Raw genomic sequence first — 19,495 nt, forward strand, 5'->3', positions numbered from 1 at the left:
GAGGACGATCTGATGACGGAATCTAAGCAATCATCTGGACGTTTGAGAGGAAAAACAGCATTGATTACCGGTGCCGGCTCTGGTATCGGGAGGGCTGCTGCCGTGCAATTCGCAAAGGAAGGCGCTGATTTAGTCCTTCTCGACGTGAAAGAGGAAGCGATGGAAGAGGTTTGCCGAAGCATTCAACGTTACGATGTCGAATGCCTTAGCATTGAAACCGATATTTCCAGTGAAATTCAGCTCGCCAACGCCTACCGCCAAATAAAAGAGCGGTTCGACAGCTTGGATATCGTGTATGCCAATGCCGGCATTAACGGCACTCTTGCTCCGATTGAGCTCATGGATTTCGACGATTGGAATACAACGCTCCAGGTGAACTTAAGCGGCACCTTTCTCACCGTTAAGCATGCCATTCCATTCATGAAGAACAACGGCGGCAGTATTATTATTACAAGCTCGATTAACGGAAACCGCGTTTTCTCCAATATAGGCTTTAGCGCATACAGCAGCACAAAGGCCGGACAAGTCGCATTTGCGAAGATGGCCGCTCTTGAGCTTGCGCAGTACAAAATCCGTGTTAACGTCATATGCCCTGGCGCCATTGACACGAATATTGAAGAGAATACGGAGCGAACGCCAGAGCTTGACCAGGTCATCATTCCTGTGGAATATCCCGAGGGCAGCCAGCCGCTTGAGGATGGACCGGGCAGCGCCGCGCAGGTCGCGAAGCTGGCTTTATTTCTGGCATCTGATGATTCCAATCATATTTCGGGCACGGATATTTATATCGATGGAGCCGAATCTTTGCTGCGCGGTTAATCCATGACCAATGTTTGACCACTACATACAAAGGAGCGGGAGTCAATGTTCAAAGAATGCTTGTACCACTCACCGGATTTGAAATGGGCCTATGCCTACGATTGCGATACTTTTCATCTCAGGCTCCGCACCAAACGGGACGATGTTGAGGAAGCGGTTGCCGTGACGGGAGACAAATACGACTGGGATAACCATGCGCTGGACATACAAATGGAAAAAATCGCAGCCGATCCTTTATTCGATTATTGGGAGGCTGTCATCAAACCCGAATTCCATCGCTTTTCATACGGATTCCGTGTCCGCAGTGGAGACGAAATGCTATGGCTGATTGAGACGGGCGTCTTCGAGGAGATGCCCACCCCGGCAGGCGGCTACTTCGAGGTCCCCTTCATCCACGCTATCGATCTTTTTGAGGCGCCAAAATGGGCAAAGTCGGCCGTTTTCTATCAAATTATGCCTGATCGCTTCGCCAATGGCGATTCGAGCAATGACCCGGAGGGCATTCGTCCTTGGGGAGAAGCGCCAGGCGGAGAAGATCATTTTGGCGGAGATTTGCAAGGCATCCTTGATCATTTGAGCCATTTGACTGATTTAGGTGTCACGGCCATTTATTTAACTCCCTTGTTCACAGCGCCCTCCAACCACAAATATGATACGGTCGATTATAAGCAAATCGATCCCCAGTTTGGCGATGCTGCGCTGCTTAAGCAGCTGGTGAAGGCCTGCCATGAGCTCGGGATACGCGTCGTGCTGGATGCCGTATTCAACCATACAAGCGAGCAATTCCCTCCTTTTCAGGATGTCCTGAAGCACGGCGAGAGCTCCAAATATAAAGACTGGTTTCATTTGAACGGCTTTCCCGTAGAGGTGAAGGATGGCTCTGCCAACTACGCAACTTTTGGCTTTTACGGCAATATGCCAAAGCTCAATACGGCGAATCCAGAGGTTAAGCAGTATCTGCTCGAGGTAGCTGTCCATTGGATAAGAGAGGCGGATATTGACGGCTGGCGGCTTGATGTAGCCAATGAAATCGACCACGCCTTCTGGCATGATTTCCGAACGGCAGTAAAAACCGAGAAGGCAGATGTTTTTATTATCGGGGAGGTTTGGGGCAATGCGCTCAATTGGCTTCATGGGGATGAATTCGATTCGTCCATGAACTATCCGTTTACGAATAAGGTGACGGAATTTTTCGCTGCTTCCGACTATGCTGCCTCTGATTTCGCTGACCAAATCAACAGCCTGCTTATGCGCTATCCGCAGCAAACGAACGAGGCGCTGTTCAATCTGCTCTCCAGCCATGACATTCCGCGTGCAGCGACCAGACTGGGCGGCAATAAAGACCGTCTAAAGCTGGCCGTCGTGTTCATGATGGCTTCCATGGGTATTCCCTGCATCTACTATGGCGACGAAATCGGCCTTGATGGCGGAGATGATCCCGATTGCCGCAAATGCATGGAGTGGGACACCGATAAGCAGGACCGTGAGCTGTTCGACTTTTACCAGCTGCTCATTGCCCTTCGCAAGGAGCATGCCGCGCTCCGAGACGGACGCTTCCGTTTCCTGCATGCCGACAATGCAAACGGGACGCTCCTTTTCGAGCGTTTGAACTCCCAGCAGCATTTTACAATCTGGATCAACAATACGGAGGAGAGTGTCACGCTCTCGCATCCCATGAAAGCGGATGATTGGCATGACGCACTGACCGGGGACAAGGTCGTAACGGCCGAGGATAAGCTTGAAATCGAGCTTCCGCCTCTGGATTTCAGAATCATATATCGGAATATTTAAAGGCATATGAACCCTTACTTTGTCATTTAGGCAAGGAAAGGGTTCTCTTTCCCCTTATCGCTCCCCTTCCCTGTCGAATCCGTCCTGATAAACGATCTGCTATTTCTTTTTTCCGTGCATCGGTTTCAAAAGAGCCAAGTAAGGTTAATGTTTCATTATAATGAACGCAGCCAATACCAACCACACTTATCGGACAGGGGGAAATTAAATTGAAAAGTCATAATGAATGTATTGCCATGTTGTTAGCAGGTGGCGAAGGACGACGCCTTGCACCGCTGACCAGCCAAGCCGCGAAGCCGATTGTCCCGTTCGGCGATCGTTATCGCATGATCGATTTTCCGCTGAATAACTGCGCAAATTCGAATATCCGAACGATTGGTGTTCTAACGCAGTACTGTGCCGATAGTGTTCATAGCTATGTAACAAACAACAAGGACGAGCTTCAGAAATCGCCAACGCAAAGCCGCGTCACGATGCTTCCTTCTTCACGCAAGCGGGCTGAGGGCTATGCAGGAACTGCGGATGCGATTTATCAAAACATCGATTACATTGATGAACATAACCCCGAGCACGTGCTCATCCTCTCAGGTGACCATATTTATGAAATGGACTATAAGCCCATGCTTGAATTCCATAAAAACCGCGGCTCAGACATTACGATTGCCGTTAAGAAGGTTGCTTGGCGGGAAGCAAGCCGCTTCGGCATTCTCAAAACGGACGACCGCTTCAGGGTCAGCTCCTTCCATGAGAAGCCCGCTGAGCCAAATAGCAATTTAGCATCGATGGGCATTTATTTGTTCCGCTGGTCCGAGTTGAAAAAATACTTGTTGGCTGATGCCGCCAATCCAAATTCCAGTCATGACTTCGGCAAGGACATCATTCCAGCTATCCTCGCCGCCAAAGCAAATATGGTTGCCTATCCTTACGAAGGCTACTGGCGCGATGTCGGCACAATCGACAGCCTATGGGAAGCAAATATGGATTTGCTTGACGGCGAGCTGAGGCTGAATAAGCAAGAAATGCAAGCCCAGCTATCCGCAAACGCCCGTCTGGAGGAGCCTTATATAAGCAAGGCAGCAACAATTACTGACTCTCTCCTGCATCCGGCATGCGCAATTGAAGCGGATGTAACGCGCTCTGTCATCTGCAACGGCGTTACAGTCGGGGCAAACAGCGAAATATACGAAAGCATCATTATGCCTGGCGCTAGAATCGGTCGAAATGTTACGATCCATCGCGCTATTATCGGCGAAGGCGCCATCATACATGACGGAGCCTTTGTAGGCCAGCTGAATGATGAAATATCAGTTGTCGGACCGGGCGAAGCGATTACCGCTTCATCGTCCTCATTGAAAGATTACAGCTTGGAACCGCTCACCAGCTTGCTCAGCGAGGCACCAGGACGCGTTCACAGCAATATGCTCGGATAAATGATCAGGTATAATAAATAAGGCAAACGGCAGGAGTCAGAGCTCCAAGCTGTTTGCCTTATTTACTGAAAATTCAGTTTCCATTCAAGCCAACAGGGTTTAACCCGCGTGAGGACATTATATGGACTGAAGCTCCTTGGATACCGCCGCTTCTGTTTCTCCTGCTTCAACGGCTTCTATCGCGCTTGCCGCCTCTTCATTTCCTGCTTCTGTCACACCATCAAAATCAGCAACTGCTTCCGTTTCCTCAGTGCCTTTGCTGCGTCCCCTGACACTGCTTACGACGCTGCTTGCCGCTTGCTTCGTTTTACCGGCGATTTGTACCGCTTGCCCGCCGATCTGCTTCGCAATTCTACCGGTAGTGTCTCCCACTTGACCAGCAACTTTAACGGTCGTCTCTCCAACCTTCTGAGCGCCGTCGGAAATATCCTGGCGCAGCTCCTTGCCTGGCTTCGGTGCCAATAGCAAGGCAGTAATCGAGCCAACGACACCTCCAGCTAATGCGCCCAATAAAAACCCTTTTGTTTGTTTACGTGTTGACATTGTATTCGCTCCTTTCGAGTTTAGCGTGCTCTTCGTCTATCGCACCTTGCGTTAGGATTCCGATTCGGATACGGGATCATGCGTTTCCCTTGCAGTCGGTTCACTCTTGCGGCTAGTTTGCCACAGCTGCCACGCCGTCATCCCTAGCTCTGCCCATTCAAGCGCATCGCCGACCTGCCGCTTCGTTTGATAGCGCTTCGCATGCCGCTCCGCCGATTCCGACAGCAGCGAAGTGATGTGCTCAGCCGCTGACGTCGTGTTGGCAATAGCCCCGCCAACTTGACCAGCCGACTCAAACAGCTTGCTTGCTGCCTGCAGCTGCCGATTCGCGGAACGGATCGTTTCCTCCGCCGGTTCAACCAGCCTGCTTAGCTCCGCGCTCAGCTTATGAACATCCGAACGCATCGCTGTCGCCTCCGCCTGCACATCATCCAATCTGCGCAATGCTGAACGCAAGGCTAGCAGAATGCCTCCCACCAAAATAACAAATGCCCCTGCAGCGATCGCTGCGCTCCACGCTATGACCATAGCCGTACCCCTCCTCCGCACGCAATGACTTGCCTGCCAATCCGGCATCTAGACGAATGCCCACTTGCGTAATGACAGTATAAGCAGCATGGGCTTGTTCTGACACAACCGATTGCAAAATCCCCCTCTCCTTGCATGAATCGCATGCACGCCTCACAAGCGTAAACGGCTGTCGCCTTCCTCTGTGGCAAAAGCAGTCGTTTCGCGGACATATTTAAGCACATTATTGAAAACATATACATGCTTATCTATCAAAAAAAGACCGCCTTAGGCAATCGTCTCCGATTTGCAAAAGCGGTCTATGCAGACCATTCATCTATTCTTTAACCAATGTGATAACTGCACTTGCCCCCGCCCTTAGCCAAACATTCCGTGCGTTCGACGGGCGCATCAAGCAGGTTTCTAAACAATGAAAGCTCGCAAGTACATGCTTGAACATATTTGCCGGCTACCTGGGCTATGGGGCAATTATATTCATAAAGCTTGAAGCTGCCATCACTTTGCGGTTCTACTTCCGCCATATACCCGCCAGCATTTTGAATGATGGCGAGCTCATTAACCTTGTCCTTCAGGCTCTTTCCTGCCATCCGAGCTTCATAACGGTCCTGAAGCTTCTTCTTGCGTCCTTCGAACATCCGGTCAATTAGCACTGCGGTATCCGGGTCATCTGCGAGCTCATCAAGCAAGTCCAGCGCAAGCAAATGATAATTTTTAGGAAAAAGCTCATCCGCTTCCGCCGTAAGCTCATAGGCATGGAGCGGCCTGCCCATCGCTTGACGCACCGAAACGATATGGACGCTGCCTTCGCTCTCCAGCCCGTACATATGCCGTCGTATCGCCATTTCCGTCAGCTCGAGCTTGCTTGACAGATCACCGGCATACATTCTGCCTTCCGTTTTCAGCAGCAGCAAAATCCGCTCGCGTGTGGACTGTTCTCCCTGCACTGTTTTTTTCACACCTGCAGCACCTGATGTTTTCATCCGCTTCAACCCTTCACCACCTTTGCAGGCTTGTTAGCGTCATTGTAACGTATTTTGACTTTTTCGTAAATCAATCAAGCGTAAACGGCTGTCACCGTCCTCTGTGGCAAAAGCAGTCGTTTCGCGGAGAAATATAAGCACATTTATAGGTGAAAACTTATAAATTCTTTTATATCAAAAAGGCTGCAGCCTTTGCTTGCGGCTGCAGCTCGCTCGTATCTAATCCCGCTGATCTCTTACAATTCACGATCCAAATAGTCTTCGACCGATTGCTTATATTCCGGCAATAATGTGGACAACGTTCTCGTAAGCGGATGAAGAGTAGCTCTCTCCCAGACATAGTAGTCCTGAACGAGCGGCTTGCGAAGCTGCACCAGCTCAATTAACTTGCCCTGCATGCCCGCCGGAAAAGCACCGGCTTCACCCGAAATTTCAATGATGTCCTCATAGCTGCTCGCATCGCGCAGAATAAATCCGTCAATGAGAAAGCTTCCAACATCCGTCACCGTTTCGATGGCCAGATGGAGCGCCCGCTCCTGCGCTAAGCCTTCAAGCAGCGTTCCCTGCCATTGATTGGCAAGCATGTCCAGCGCGGCTGCAATCTCGGCTATTGCATCCAATCGTACAGCAATTTGTTCCCGATTCACATAATACATCAATCAGTCGCCCGCTTTCAGCCTTGTTTCTTTTTTTTTGACTTGCGTTTCAGCCATACCACCATAATAATGCTGCTAAAAATAATAACCAGCAAATAGGTCATAATTTCATATACGTCTCTCATGTCGCTCATTCGTCTTTACCCTCAGCTTTCAAAATCGACGCTGGCGGAAGCTTCGCGAACTTGCGTCATATACTCGATAACCTTTTTATGAATAGGGTGTACTTGGTAAACTTCCAACGCTTCCAAGGATTCAAATGTCGTAATGAGCGCAATATCGTACGAACGCTCGGAGTGCAGCACGTCAATGCCCACCTTAATGGATTTCAATACTTCAATTTTGCCTTCCATATCTCTAAGTACCTGCGCGGCACGTGCTACGCTCTCTTCGCTGCTGTCCTTTAGTTTAAAGAAAACAATATGTGTTAGCATTTGTTGTTCCTCCTATAGCTTCATTGTATATTTTGCATCCGATTGTCACATAATAACCTATGCAGTCGCATTACGGCAATCTTTAACACGAAGGAGATCGGTACGTTATGCGCTATCCGGTTACGATTGTTGCTACTTTGATTGGTCTCGCCATCAGCTTGTTCAATTCCACCGGCTACGACCCTCACAACATGGTTTTCTTTATGTTCAGCATCCCGTCCTGGATCGTGGATTTGTTTGTGGACGTGCATGAGGTAAATGTCTTGCTCATGTATGCTTTAACCGTGATAACATGGGCTTTGCTCGGGTTTGTAGCCGATATTCTCATTGCAAGGGGACGAGAAAGCGAGCGTCATCCCCGTTCAGCGAAGTAACATCAAATCAACAAAAAGGAGCCTTTCGGCTCCTTTCGCATTTTCACAGCGCTTTAGTGATTGGCATGTTAGGCCGCTTCTACAATCAGCTTAGCTTCCATCGTTGTATGTCCTTGGCCGCATGGAATAGAGCAATAGATGCGATACGTACCCGGCTCTGTGAATTCCAAATCAGTCTCAGGATGATCATTGTCCAAAGCCACTTTTAGCTCATCAATATGCATACCATGAATACCGCTCTTATTGGATAGCTTAAGTCTAACTTTGTCTCCAACCTTAACTTTGTACTCTTCTTGGTCAAATACGAAATCGTTGGATGCTACAACCTTGAGTAAACTCATGCCCTCTGGCAGCGAGGCAGACTCGTCAACCGGTTTAGCAGGCAGGGCGAAAGTGAGCAAATATAAGCCCAGCAATGATGCCGCTGCAAATAAAGTAAACATAATCCACTTGTGCATTGCTACGTGCTCCCCTTTGCGTTCATAATGTCTACCTCTTATATTACATAAGATTGTCCGAAGTTCTCAACCTTAAACTAAAGAAAGAGGAAAAGTTTTTTTGTTATTTTGACAAAACAATGAACAAATTCAAAATTAACTGGACAAATACTGTTTTAACACTCGTTCGGACTCCGCTTTGACAAACCCCCACAGCATAAAAAAACGATGATGGTAGCCTCTGCACACATATTCGGCATGCAAGCCGTCCTTCTGGCGCCTTTCCTCGTAAACCTTAATGCCCGTTTGGCGAAATTCCCTCTTAATTACAGCAAGATCAAGCAAAACCCGATCCTGCATGCCCCGCATCATCGATTCGTAGAACCGCGGAAGCTTAATGGCGGATGTGCCGATCACTCGTATATCATGATCCAAAATGCGCATCACAATTCCAAGCAGTACAAAACGCTTCACAAGCTCAAGCTCTTCCTCTGTCTGAATAGGCGGGTGCGCTGCTGTTTTGGCTTTGCCGCGGCTTACTTCCTCATATGCGGCCATTACAACCCCTCCAAATAAGAACATTTGTTCTTATTATAGCGATCTGCAGCAATTTTATGCAAGTCCATTTCGATATAGTAAAAAATTACCGTTTAAGCATGTTTAGCTCTACTATTAGGGTGAAAATTTCTTTTCAAAAAGCTGCGCCGCAGCTCATTTCCATCACTGTCGTTATATTTATGCCCATCCATATCGTTTTCATATTGGAAAGCATCCGAAAAGGTAGTATGGTGGTTAAAGCCATATTTCGAATGAGGGTGACAGGATGCAGCTTTTTTTGAAACTTACGGTTAAGCTTCTTCGTTTGAATCATTACTTTATCGTCTTTATTACGTTGCTGCTTGTAATCTTAAGCTCCGCAGCCGCCTACCTGCTGGAGCCGGACACGTTCGGGCACTGGTTCAATGCGTTATGGTGGGTGATGACGACCGTAGCTACGGTTGGTTATGGCGATTATTTCCCGAAAACCGTACCGGGCAAAATATTGGCTATGCTCCTGTATGTATTCGGAATCGGCCTGCTGAGTTTACTAATCGGAAAAATTATTGATTCCTTAGCTGAGCTTCAGCGAAGAAGAGAAGGTGGAAAGTTGAAATATCAAGGGCAAAGCCACATTATCGTCATCAATTGGAGCAAAAAGGCGCAGCTGGCCGTCGAGGATTTGCTCGATTCGGAAGCGGATTTAGCCGTTATCATTATCGATAACAGCGATAAGCATCCTTTTGACCGACCGCGCGTGCATTTTGTAAGCGGTGATCCTACCTCGGCTGAAGTGCTTGAACAAGCCGGCATCCACAGCGCTCGCTCCGCGATCATATTTGCTGACCCGCGAATTGACGACAGCTCGCTCATTGATGGCAAATCTCTGCTGGTAGCCTCCAGTATCGAGCAGATCGCCCCGGCGGTTCATACGACGGTTGAAATCGTGCTTGAGAAGCATATTCTCAATTTCCGCCACGTACAAGTAAATGATTTTATTTTGTCGCATGATGCAGTCTCCAGGCTTGCAGTCCGATCGGCTTTAAAGGAAGGCAACGTCGACATATTCATGCAGCTGCTCAGCAGAAAGTACGGCGAGGACGTCTTCGAGCTTCCCGCCGATCCGAGCTGGAGTACGTACGGAGATGCCTTTCAAGCACTTCTGCGCAAAGGCGCTACCCTTATTGCCGACCGTACTGACATGGCGATCAACCGCCGGCTTGACGAGCCGATCCCATCCGCTGCACGTTTGTTCGTCATCTGCAATGAAGAGACAATCAACAAGATTAGAAAAGAAAGGCGGCAATCCAAATGAACAACACGCTGACGTACCTGGAATGGTCGGAGCATGAGCAGCGCGTAATAAAAAACATTACGGATGCAGCTGTCACGCGCGATGATATTTTTGTGCGCAAGCTCGTGAATGCAACCGTTTTCCGGAATGCGCTGTATGAGCACACGGCCAATGAATGCGAGGATGGCATGCGACATTCCATTTATGCCAAGCCGTACAGCGAGCATGATGATGCCTTATACGGGCAAGCCATCCGAAACGCTCTGCATGAGTACGTTGCCGTATCCCCTTATATGGAAGCTGAATATTTGCTTTGGAACGGTTACCGATTTAATCCGTGCGCTTTGGCGCTTCCCACTCCGTCGGTCCCGCTCGAATTTGCCAAGCTGCTTCTCGATCATTATATCGTGAGCGAGCAGCGAACCTATGAAACCATTTATACGATTTACGATATGGATCGGAGTAAAATCGTCATTTTTTTGAAAGGAGTGAACCTGTAAATGTCCGTGGAGAATACGTCTGCAGCCAGCGTGCGCGCAATGGGTGAGCAACCATCCTCTTCGTTGAAAGCAAGAAGCCAGAAGGCCATTGCCTTCGCTTTGATGCTCACCGTCCCCCTAGCTCTGAGCGGCTGCAATTCATCGAGCTCGCGCGTGTGCGTGGATAACGACAACGACGGCTACTGCGATGATGATGGCTCTAGCCGCGGCGGTACCTATATCGTCAACGGCAAAACCTATAAAAAGTCGTCCAGCTTCAAATCCAGCTCCTCAAAGGGCTTTGGCAGCTCAGGCATCAAGAGCGGCAGCGGAGGCTGATCCATGCAGCGAATCCTACCTTTAGCCTTAACTCATGATGAGCTGTTTCAAGGCGAGCTTGCACAGCGAATACCTTATCACCGCATGTACGGCAAGCAATATTGCCTGCCATCGGTCACCTGCTATACGCAAAGCGAATACAAGGAGCTTCAAGCTGCATCGGAGCAAATCGACCAGATCTACTGGAAAGCGCTGCGATTCGTGCAGCAGCATTTGCCGGATGATTTTGTCACCCAGCAATTAGGCATTCATCCCTCTCTTATCTCGGCAGCACGCAAGGAAACACCTACGCATGGCGTATCGAGGCAGGACTGGATCGTCACGAAACAGGGCATGAAATGCATTGAGAATAACACCGATACACCGACAGGCATACCGGAAACGGCTTACCTCGCCAAAGCCATTATCAGCCGTTACACGCCCCATCAAGCCGCTGCGGAAGGCATGAATGATGCTCTGGCTGCCGCCTTTGACAAGCTGATCGCCCATTACCGCAGCGAAGGCTTGAGCGGAACGATTGCCTGCACCTGCTACGACTGGCATGTGGAGGACAAATGCAATACGGAATATGTCATGCAGGCGATTCGCCAGCTTGGTTATCCCGTTATATTTGTTCCGCTTGATGAGCTTACAATCATTGAAGGCGACGGCTTGTTCGGCAATGGCGAGCGCATCGACATCCTCTACCGCTTGTATCCGCTTGAGTATTTGATTCATGATACCGAGGAGGAGACGGGGCTGCCTGTTGGGAAAGCGCTCATGAAGCTTGTGGAGCAAGGACGGCTGGCGCTTATCAACCCGCCCCAAAGCATCATTACGCAAAGCAAAGGCTTTATGGCGCTCATTTGGGCGCTGTATGAGAGAAACGAGCAATCCACAGCTGTGYTTGGATATCCGCTATTTGAAGAAGCTGAAGTTTCAGCCATTCAAACGTACCTTCTCCCCACCTATTTCGAGGAAACTGTGTTTGTGCAGGAGCAGATCCCGTATGTCTCCAAAAGCTACTGGGGGCGCGAAGGCAAAGGAACGGCGCTCTATGCGGGAGATGGCACGCTCGAAACCGAGGAATGGGGCATGCAAGAGGATGAGGAGGAATCCGAGGAAATTAAGCACTATTACCGTTCGCAGCAAAAAATTTACCAGCAGCGTTTCACGATGGAAGAAACGCTTGTACATACGGAAGCCGGTCTATTTCATGGCTTCCTTTTAACCGGCGCCTATGTCATTGGCGGGAAGTTTGCCGGCCTACTTCCCCGTGTCGGCTCCAAAATTACGGGCGATATGGCCTATTACTGCCCCGCCGCCGTAATCGATTGACAGCTTCACAAAACTTAAGCGTATGCTTCCGTAGCCAGTTTTGCTTCACAAAACTTTGAGGAGGATCAAAAAATGAATGAATTTTTGCAAAATGCCGGCAATGTCGGAATCGGCCTCGTTCTCCTGCTTGTCATTTTGAGCGTTGGCGCGTTCGTGTTCAGTAAATTGACCCGCTATAACGATAGCGAGGAAATCAAAAAGGGCAATCAGGCCGCGGGCATGTATATGGGGAGCAAGCTGCTAGGATTGTGCATTATTGTTGCCATGGTTTCCTACAGCTCGGATTCCTGGGTGACCATGCTCATTTGGTCTGCAATCGGCATCGCTATTTTATGCCTCGTGTATATCATTTTCGATCTTCTTACGCCGCGTTTTAAAGTATGCGAGCAGATCGAGCAAGGCAATCTAGCGGTTGCCCAGCTACTGCGTTCCATCATCATCGGCGTTTCCATTGTCATCGGCACATTCTTGATGTAACCTAACGGATTAAAAAAGGGCAGCCCTCCAACAGCTTGACTGTAGAAGGCTGCCCTTCTTTAGGTATAGCGACTGTGCAGCTTTACTAAGCCTGCTCCCCTCAACCGTTCCAGCTCCTATGTATTCATGATTACCTCGAAAGTTAACCAGCCGATCCAGCTCCTATGTATTTCAGTATCACTTCGAAGGCTAAGCAGCCTCGCCCCGCCGCGGCTGCCTCTTATAAATGCAAAAGGAACCATCGCTGTAACTCGCGTGATTCCTTCGATGCTTCTTATTTAGTTTGGTTTGCTTCTCCTGCAGCGTAGGGGTGCGTCTTCCAGCGGGATTGATCCCCTGCCAGCTGCCTCGCAGAGCATCAGGCGTCATGCGCCCTTGCTGCGCCAGCTTCTGCCTTGCTTTTTTGGCCTTGCTCATGGACATTATGGTCATCCTCCTAAAGGTTGGTTTGAATACGTGGTATTCGTTAGATAGGAACTGATAAGCTTCGTTCCTTCCCTCCATTATACGCGGCAAGCTTCATTTGCGAAAGGGATTATAAAAAACGCAGCTGCCTATATTCCTTGCGAAGCATTGAAAAGTGAAGCAGCTCTATGTATTGCCCCTTCTCGAACTCATATTCCTTCAGCTCGCTGCCCGGTTTAAAGCCGAGCTTCGCAAGCAAGCCGATGGAAGCTGTATTAGCCGCATCCACCTTCGCCTCTATGCAGTGCAGATGCATGCTGTTGAAGCCAAATGCGATAATCGGCGCTGCTACTTCACTCATAATGCCGCAGCGCCAGTAAGCTGGAGCGAGATCATAGCCGAGCTCGGTTCGCGCGTATTCCTTCACATAATGGAGAAAGCCGCATGTCCCGATTATTTTCCCCGAAGCCTTGACTTCGATCAGCCAACGGATGCCCACCTGCTGCTCAAAAATTTCGACATGCCAATTCAACTCTTGCCTCGCCTCCTTGAGATCGATTAGCGGGTGCAGCGGCGTATATTTCACCACCTCAGCATCCGAATACAGCTCATAAAGGTCGGCAATATCCCTTTCCTCCGTCTTGCGCAATATGAATCGATCCGTTTCCAATCGAGGAAAGGCATCAAAAGAAAACATCACTGCCATAAGGCGCCTCCTCTCCTATCAACCGTATTCACCGTCTTTGCTTGATTCACAAACATACCATTAAACAATTCAGAAAGATACTGAATCCGCCTACTCGGTCATAAGCTACTTTGATGAGCAGCGATCATAATAGCCAATCGCAATGCCCCCTTGGAAGGAGAAACGCTATGTCTGCCACTGACGAAAGCCTGTTGAAGGAAGCCCGTTTCTTCAGCGTAAACGATCCGACATCGAATCCGTTTATTTACCCGCTGCCGCCAACCTGGTGGAGCCGTCCGTACGAATACGAATGGTGCAGAGCCCTCGCTTCGCCGGGAGCGACCGTGCTCGATGCAGCCTGCGGAATCTCTCACCCGCTTAAATTTTATCTAGGCGGCCATTGCAAAGAAACCTATGCCTGCGATTACGATGCCCGGATTACTTCCTGGAATACCATATCAGAGGAGATCATCCAGGATGTTGGAGCTGATGCGCTAAGGCTGATTCACGAGCACCAAGGCTGGTCTAAGGTCCGCTATTCGCAAGCGAGCATTACCGCACTGCCTTTTGGCAGCCATTTTTTTGACATCATATTCTGCATATCCGTGCTTGAGCATTTAAGCCCCGCCGATCAGGAGCTCAGCTTGAAGGAATTCGCAAGAACGGTGAAGCCGGGCGGCAAAGTGGCATTGACATTCGATTATCCCACCGTAGACTTGGCACATTTGAAGCATGCAGTAGCTGCAGCCGGACTATCGTTTGCGAATGAATTCGAACCAACGCCGCAAGCGGATGCCCTTCACTCCGAAATATGGGGGAAATTATATTGCTTCAGGGCTCTTCTTACCAAGCCGTAGCTCTCTGCAATAAAGCAAAAACAAAAGCAGGACAGCCATGTTGCTTCACTGTCCTGCTTGTTTATGCTCGTAAACCGTCGTACGGTTTCTTCCCGTTTCTTTGGACAAATAAAGCGCCTTATCCGCCATTTCAATAATGGCTTTGGCTTCCGCTGCTTGCCCATCCGAGTGCGAAATACCGATCGACACAAAGACGGGGCTTCCTGTCGGGCTTGCCTCGGCACCGATTCCCTCCCGCAGGCGTTCCGCCATTTGCGTCGCAATCGCAACCGTCCCGCCTCTCACCAATATGCCGAACTCCTCGCCGCCGTAGCGAAAGCATAAATCATGACTGCGCGAGAAACGCTTTATCAGGGACGCCGTATAGGTTAGAACTTCATCGCCGATAAGATGCCCATATCGGTCATTGATCGCTTTGAAGTGATCGATATCGAGCAGAATGAGCGCAAACGGAACGCCTTCAGCAAGCCATTCAGCTATGGTCAAATCGAATGTTTTCCTATTCGCAAGACCCGTAAGCCCATCCAAGCGAATTTCTTTATTCAGCAGGTTGAAATGATTGTTGATGCTTCGGTTGAGCTGCCTTACCTCGTAGATATAAGAGTTAATTCGCGGCATGCGCTGACTGCTTGCTTTCGGCGATAGAATCGCTTCCTCCGAGAATGCTGCCAAATCAAACAGCGGCTTGGACAACAAATAAGAGACATACCACGCAATCAATAAAATCACAATAAAAACGGGCAGTGATTGAAAAACAAGTCTCCCTATCAAACGTTTGAGCGGCTCTTCGATGATCGAAGCAGGCGTTTGCGCAATAATGGCCCATCCCGTCAAAGGCTCGTAAGCATATCCGGCAAAATAGCTGTTGTTCTGGGAATTCACGATTTGCTGCGCACCGCTTCTTCCCGTTATCGCTTTATTAATCACATCATTTGTTAAGACCGTTTCATTCATTCTTGATTGATCCGGATGGAATATGAGATGGCCATTCTTATCAGCCACATACACATACGAACCATTACCATAAAAATGCTCGCTAAGCAATTTATTAAGCGCATTATTGTCATTCAAAAACACCGTTCCAGCCACAAAGCCTACATATTCGTCCCGTTCATTAAAAATTGGAGATGAAATCATGACAAGCAGCCGATTGGATGCCGATCCTAAGTAAGGCTGGGAAATAAGCGGAGCCTGCTGCTGAACGGCTTCAAACGATGCCAACGAGGTTAGCTCCGTGCCGACCATATTCCCTCCGTTTTGAGAATTGGCAGCTGTGACTACCCGATCATTGTTCACGATAAGAATGGCATTGAAATAATGCTCGCTCGCTTCGTACCAAATATCCAACTCCTTCTGCGATAAGGAGAGCTTCGTTGCGATTTGAGAAATACCGTCTATATTCGTTCGCATAATTCGCAATAATTCATTCGTATTAGAAGACAGTTTTTTGGCATACTGATAATTGCTCTCCAAATAACCATTTGTCAAAGAAGTCTTGTTCATTTTCCATGCAAAATAACCGCCGAATGCGGCGGTTAAAAGAGTCGAGCCAATGACTAGCAGCATTAGTACAGATCGTAACTTTAAGCCCTTGCGCGTACCCAATGTTGTTCCTTCTCTCGTTGCAATAGTACTGCCTTATTCTATCGCAAATGGCGGAGAAAATAAACAGAAATTATGCGCTTACAGCTCTCCGGCATGAAGGATTGTCTCTAGCAGACCGGGAAACCGCATGCGTAAGTCGTCTGCGCGCAGCGTCAGGAAATGCTGCGTTCCCTGTTTGCGTACATGCAGCACGCCTGCCTCCCGCAAGGTGCGAATATGGTGAGTCATCGTCGATTTGACGACTGGAAAGTCAAAATGGCCGCATGGCTGCTCACCGTTTTTATTAATGGATAAGACAAGCTGAAGCCGAATGGGATCGCTTAGCGCATATAATACGGAAGTCAGCTCGATATCCTCTCGATTCGGATGAAATAAGATTTTCATGCTTCCTCACTCCTGTCCCCTTATTCATTGATTGCATTATAACACAACTCATGCTATATTTTCATCGTACGATAATTATCGTACAATAAAAATTCAAATCGAGAGATCGCTCATCTTGGAGGTCATATGAGAAACACAGCTGCAGTTGCCGCTTCACCTATACCAGCCGGCGAAGAACGCCCCCTATTCAAAGACCGTTTCGTTATACCGTTGCTCGGCTTAACGGTTATCATCGTCATCATGAACACGATGATGTTCAATTTGGCGCTGCCCCAGGTTACTGCTGAATTCATGCTTTCGTCTTCTGCCGCTTCATGGATTATTACGGGTTATTCCATCATATTCGCCATCTCTTCCATTACATTCAGCAGGCTGTCCGACTTTGTCCCGATACGTCTGCTGCTTACGATCGGGCTGCTCGCAATGGGCGGTGCATCCGTGCTCGGCTTTTTCAGCCATCATTATGTACTGCTGCTCGTTGCAAGGCTGCTGCAGGCTTCAGGTGCCGGCTCTGTGCTCAGCTTAACCATTGTGCTTATTACAAGATTCATACCGCTTGCAAGACGCGGGAAATCAATGGCGCTTATTACCTCGGCCGCTTCGCTAGGTTTCGGACTTGGTCCCGTCATAGGCGGTGCCATCACGCAATATTTAGGCTGGAATGACTTGTTCATCGTTACCGGAATATCACTGCTGCTAATACCGGTATTTCTTCGGCTGCTTCCAGAAGAGGCTTCCGTTAAAGGCTCCTTTGACGTATGGGGCGCGGTATTCGTAGGCACCGGCTCAACAGGCGTGCTGCTGTACATTACCAACCATTTTCTCATCGCATTAATTGGCGGTGTTGCCGCGCTCATTTTGTTCTGGATAAGGATCAACAGAGCTGGGAATCCATTTGTACAGCCTGCTCTATTCCGCAACAAAAAGTATATCCGTCTCATTTCGCTTGGCATCATCTCTTATATTAACAACTTTGCAACGCTCTTTTTGCTGCCGCAAGTGCTTATCCATCTGTTCAAGCTCACGCCCGGCCAAGCTGGACTTATCATATTCCCCGGCGCACTCTTCGCGATGCTCTCGTCTGGTCGCGTCGGCAAGCTCATCGACCGTTACGGGAACAGCGTTCTGCTGCGTATCGCTCCACTGCTCTTATTGGTAGCAGCCGTATCCTTTGCCTTGTTCGCGGATTATTCTATTTACGCCATTATGGTGATTTACATGATCATGAGTGTTGGCTTCTCCGCCTTAAACGCCGGTGTTTCGAATGAATTGTCCCGAATACTGCCAGGTGAGTATGTCGGCGCTGGCATGGGATTGTTTCAGCTTACTCAATTTATTAGCGGTGCTTTTAGCGTAGCGATAAGCGGAATCGTCTTGTCAGCCCAGAGCGAGCTGCCGCTGCATCAGGCCTTCTCCAACATTTTCTGGGGAATGGGCATCATAGCCGTTCTGGCCATCGGAGCATCCTGGCTGTACTATTTCTCAGCCAAACAGCAGGCTCAGCCCAAACGTCTATAAGCCGCGCCATTGTTGAAATCGAACGATTGCGATGGGGTAAAAAAGGGAACCTTCGACTCCACTTTTAAAGTGGTGCTTAGGTTCCCTTTTGCTTTTTAAAATAGATGGCTCCTACCCTGGTTTACCATTATGGGGCAGCTTTTTTTTAACGGCTATTATGTTATGAGGACTCGCCGTTCAAATATCTGAAGAATGGTTTGTCTACCCAGAACTGCGTCGGAGTAATAACGACCTTCGGATCAATCGCTTTGAAGCCTGCAACTACCGCTGCAGAATTCTCATTCAACGAGAATGGGTTAACCGTATACGGGCTATCCGGATCGGTAATAAAGTTATTCGTAATGATTTCATAATCCTTCAGCTCGGTTTGCGAGTAATACAGCGGCTGCCACCAAGAAGAGGCAATCAGGCCTTCTTGGCCGTCTTTGTCTTTTTTAGCATATTTCAGAATCACGTCGTTGAATTTAKCCTTGTCTGCCGCGGAAGCAAATTCGAATGCAAGATCGTATTCTTTGTCATAGTTAATGTAATTGCCGTTCTCGATTTGCACCACATTCGGTCCAGGCGTGCCCCATTCTGCCAAGAAGATAAATGCAGATGTCTTAGGCTCGAATTGCACCTTCGCGTTCAGCCCTTCGCTGCGCAGCAGCCCAATCAGCTGGATGGCGTGGTTGAAATCAGAATGTCCGTAAATCAGCGATAACGAATCAATGAAATTTGCATCGAAACGGGAGTCCTTAATATTGTAGCCCGTAATCAGATCCTGCTTCAAAGCTGTGTTTACTACATTTTGCAGCTTCGGTGCGTTAATGATGTCGGAAGTATTGTACGCGTCGCTTAGCTTTGCATAAATATCGCCGTCATTCACGTAACCGAGATATTTCTTGTAAAGGCCTTTCGTAATGAGGACTTTTCCAAGAAGCGTATTGATGAGCTGCTCGCTTGCCGCGCTTTTTGGCTTAAAGCCCGCGAACAAATCGGATGTCAGCAATCCTGTATCAATCGCTGCCGCTAATTCTTGAGCTCCTATGGTGCCTAATGCGCTGCTTTTTACGTTTAGCTTCGCGAGCGCTTTATCCACTTTTGCAGCCGGATACGTATAAGCAAGCTCCTTCAAGCCCGCAGCTCTTACCGCAATCGCAACTGCGACAGAATTTGTAAGCACCTGCTCGCCTTGGATGGCCGGTCCGGATAAAATACCCTTCTCAAAAAGTGCCGCTGCAGGCGCATAAAGCTCGCTGTCAGACTTTACGTCCGAGAACACGGCTTCCTTGCCGGATGGCTCATAGCCAAGAATGCTAGCAACCGCTGTGATGAACTCGCCTTTTGTAACCGTTCCGCTCAGGCTCACATCGAATTTCTCATTCAAAAATTGCTTATACTGTGCGGCTCCATCCGCTTGCGCTTGCGCTGCGACAGAAGCCGTTGTTGATACGGCTACCGCTGGAGATGCCGCGAATGCGGTCGCTTGCGTGAACAGCAGTGAAGAGGATAAAAGGAATGCTGCCAGCAGCTTCGTGTACTTCGGTTGTGCAATTTTCATGAATATGACCTCCACGTGGTTGTAATTCCGATCAAATTAATCGGGAATATGTAATGTCACATA

The 19,495-nt window shown here is 48.8% G+C and carries 23 protein-coding genes; 11 read left to right on the forward strand and 12 right to left on the reverse strand.

What is annotated here, in order from left to right; translation table 11 throughout:
- Positions 1-12: 12 nt before the first annotated feature.
- From AB4Z29_RS06955 to AB4Z29_RS06965, 3 genes are all read left to right on the forward strand, one after another.
- Positions 13-819, forward strand: coding sequence for an SDR family oxidoreductase (locus AB4Z29_RS06955; protein ID WP_441942321.1), 807 nt, complete (start codon positions 13-15; stop codon positions 817-819).
- A 45-nt stretch (positions 820-864) separates the two neighbouring features.
- Complete coding sequence (locus AB4Z29_RS06960; RefSeq protein WP_441942322.1) at positions 865-2,610, forward strand: alpha-glycosidase; 1,746 nt, start codon at positions 865-867, stop codon at positions 2,608-2,610.
- 209 nt (positions 2,611-2,819) lie between these two features.
- A complete protein-coding gene (locus tag AB4Z29_RS06965) occupies positions 2,820-4,040 on the forward strand; it encodes a sugar phosphate nucleotidyltransferase (RefSeq protein ID WP_441942323.1) in 1,221 nt (406 codons plus the stop codon).
- A 117-nt stretch (positions 4,041-4,157) separates the two neighbouring features.
- Here AB4Z29_RS06965 and AB4Z29_RS06970 read toward each other — a convergent pair whose 3' ends face one another.
- The 5 genes from AB4Z29_RS06970 to AB4Z29_RS06990 all read right to left on the reverse strand — a co-directional run bounded on the left by AB4Z29_RS06970 (position 4,158) and on the right by AB4Z29_RS06990 (position 7,181).
- The gene (locus AB4Z29_RS06970) at positions 4,158-4,583 is read right to left on the reverse strand and encodes a YtxH domain-containing protein (RefSeq protein ID WP_441942324.1); all 426 of its coding nucleotides are present in this window, start codon (positions 4,581-4,583) and stop codon (positions 4,158-4,160) included.
- A 51-nt stretch (positions 4,584-4,634) separates the two neighbouring features.
- Entirely contained in the window at positions 4,635-5,111 is a 477-nt protein-coding gene (locus AB4Z29_RS06975; RefSeq protein WP_441942325.1) for a DUF948 domain-containing protein, read from the reverse strand.
- Between the two features lie 323 nt (positions 5,112-5,434).
- Entirely contained in the window at positions 5,435-6,091 is a 657-nt protein-coding gene (locus AB4Z29_RS06980; protein ID WP_441942420.1) for a helix-turn-helix transcriptional regulator, read from the reverse strand.
- A 236-nt stretch (positions 6,092-6,327) separates the two neighbouring features.
- On the reverse strand, positions 6,328-6,747 hold the full coding sequence (locus tag AB4Z29_RS06985) for a DUF86 domain-containing protein (RefSeq protein WP_441942326.1): 420 nt from the start codon (positions 6,745-6,747) through the stop codon (positions 6,328-6,330).
- 146 nt (positions 6,748-6,893) lie between these two features.
- Positions 6,894-7,181: a Dabb family protein gene (locus AB4Z29_RS06990; RefSeq protein ID WP_441942327.1), complete on the reverse strand. Its 288-nt coding sequence runs from the start codon at positions 7,179-7,181 to the stop codon at positions 6,894-6,896.
- A gap of 107 nt (positions 7,182-7,288) precedes the next feature.
- Between AB4Z29_RS06990 and AB4Z29_RS06995 the strand changes: the two genes are divergently transcribed.
- The gene (locus AB4Z29_RS06995; protein ID WP_441942328.1) at positions 7,289-7,555 is read left to right on the forward strand and encodes a hypothetical protein; all 267 of its coding nucleotides are present in this window, start codon (positions 7,289-7,291) and stop codon (positions 7,553-7,555) included.
- Positions 7,556-7,623: 68 nt separating this feature from the next.
- Here the strand turns inward: AB4Z29_RS06995 and AB4Z29_RS07000 are convergent, their stop codons facing one another.
- Together AB4Z29_RS07000 and AB4Z29_RS07005 are read right to left on the reverse strand one after the other, a co-directional pair.
- The gene (locus AB4Z29_RS07000) at positions 7,624-8,013 is read right to left on the reverse strand and encodes a cytochrome C oxidase subunit II (protein ID WP_441942329.1); all 390 of its coding nucleotides are present in this window, start codon (positions 8,011-8,013) and stop codon (positions 7,624-7,626) included.
- Between the two features lie 135 nt (positions 8,014-8,148).
- Positions 8,149-8,550, reverse strand: a complete 402-nt coding sequence (locus AB4Z29_RS07005) for a hypothetical protein (RefSeq protein ID WP_441942330.1) — start codon at positions 8,548-8,550, stop codon at positions 8,149-8,151.
- A gap of 265 nt (positions 8,551-8,815) precedes the next feature.
- Here AB4Z29_RS07005 and AB4Z29_RS07010 point away from each other — a divergent pair, with 265 nt between their 5' ends.
- The 5 genes from AB4Z29_RS07010 (at position 8,816) to AB4Z29_RS07030 (ending at position 12,435) form a co-directional block, all read left to right on the forward strand.
- Positions 8,816-9,844 carry a potassium channel family protein gene (locus AB4Z29_RS07010; RefSeq protein WP_441942331.1) on the forward strand — a complete coding sequence of 343 codons (1,029 nt, stop codon included), beginning with the start codon at positions 8,816-8,818 and terminating at the stop codon, positions 9,842-9,844.
- Positions 9,841-10,323, forward strand: coding sequence for a hypothetical protein (locus AB4Z29_RS07015; RefSeq protein ID WP_441942332.1), 483 nt, complete (start codon positions 9,841-9,843; stop codon positions 10,321-10,323). Before AB4Z29_RS07010 ends, AB4Z29_RS07015 begins: the two co-directional genes overlap by 4 nt.
- Positions 10,324-10,641 carry a hypothetical protein gene (locus AB4Z29_RS07020; RefSeq protein ID WP_441942333.1) on the forward strand — a complete coding sequence of 106 codons (318 nt, stop codon included), beginning with the start codon at positions 10,324-10,326 and terminating at the stop codon, positions 10,639-10,641.
- A 3-nt stretch (positions 10,642-10,644) separates the two neighbouring features.
- Positions 10,645-11,958 carry a glutathionylspermidine synthase family protein gene (locus tag AB4Z29_RS07025; protein WP_441942334.1) on the forward strand — a complete coding sequence of 438 codons (1,314 nt, stop codon included), beginning with the start codon at positions 10,645-10,647 and terminating at the stop codon, positions 11,956-11,958.
- Between the two features lie 72 nt (positions 11,959-12,030).
- Positions 12,031-12,435 carry a DUF350 domain-containing protein gene (locus AB4Z29_RS07030; protein ID WP_441942335.1) on the forward strand — a complete coding sequence of 135 codons (405 nt, stop codon included), beginning with the start codon at positions 12,031-12,033 and terminating at the stop codon, positions 12,433-12,435.
- Between the two features lie 189 nt (positions 12,436-12,624).
- Here AB4Z29_RS07030 and AB4Z29_RS07035 read toward each other — a convergent pair whose 3' ends face one another.
- Together AB4Z29_RS07035 and AB4Z29_RS07040 are read right to left on the reverse strand one after the other, a co-directional pair.
- Positions 12,625-12,858 (reverse strand): hypothetical protein, encoded by a 234-nt coding sequence (locus tag AB4Z29_RS07035; RefSeq protein WP_441942336.1) that lies wholly within the window; start codon positions 12,856-12,858, stop codon positions 12,625-12,627.
- A gap of 112 nt (positions 12,859-12,970) precedes the next feature.
- On the reverse strand, positions 12,971-13,546 hold the full coding sequence (locus AB4Z29_RS07040) for a GNAT family N-acetyltransferase (protein ID WP_441942337.1): 576 nt from the start codon (positions 13,544-13,546) through the stop codon (positions 12,971-12,973).
- Between the two features lie 167 nt (positions 13,547-13,713).
- Here AB4Z29_RS07040 and AB4Z29_RS07045 point away from each other — a divergent pair, with 167 nt between their 5' ends.
- The gene (locus AB4Z29_RS07045) at positions 13,714-14,382 is read left to right on the forward strand and encodes a class I SAM-dependent methyltransferase (protein WP_441942338.1); all 669 of its coding nucleotides are present in this window, start codon (positions 13,714-13,716) and stop codon (positions 14,380-14,382) included.
- Positions 14,383-14,427: 45 nt separating this feature from the next.
- On the opposite strand, the gene AB4Z29_RS07050 is transcribed toward AB4Z29_RS07045, so the two are convergent.
- Positions 14,428-15,987: a sensor domain-containing diguanylate cyclase gene (locus AB4Z29_RS07050; protein WP_441942339.1), complete on the reverse strand. Its 1,560-nt coding sequence runs from the start codon at positions 15,985-15,987 to the stop codon at positions 14,428-14,430.
- A gap of 78 nt (positions 15,988-16,065) precedes the next feature.
- Complete coding sequence (locus AB4Z29_RS07055; protein WP_441942340.1) at positions 16,066-16,371, reverse strand: ArsR/SmtB family transcription factor; 306 nt, start codon at positions 16,369-16,371, stop codon at positions 16,066-16,068.
- A gap of 126 nt (positions 16,372-16,497) precedes the next feature.
- On the opposite strand from AB4Z29_RS07055, the gene AB4Z29_RS07060 reads away from it, so the two are divergent.
- The gene (locus AB4Z29_RS07060) at positions 16,498-17,889 is read left to right on the forward strand and encodes an MFS transporter (protein ID WP_441942341.1); all 1,392 of its coding nucleotides are present in this window, start codon (positions 16,498-16,500) and stop codon (positions 17,887-17,889) included.
- Between the two features lie 160 nt (positions 17,890-18,049).
- Here AB4Z29_RS07060 and AB4Z29_RS07065 read toward each other — a convergent pair whose 3' ends face one another.
- Entirely contained in the window at positions 18,050-19,432 is a 1,383-nt protein-coding gene (locus AB4Z29_RS07065; RefSeq protein WP_441942342.1) for a hypothetical protein, read from the reverse strand.
- Between the last annotated feature and the right edge of the window lie 63 nt (positions 19,433-19,495).

This window comes from Paenibacillus sp. 2TAB23 (genome assembly GCF_052115165.1).
Classification (GTDB): Bacteria; Bacillota; Bacilli; order Paenibacillales; family Paenibacillaceae; genus Pristimantibacillus.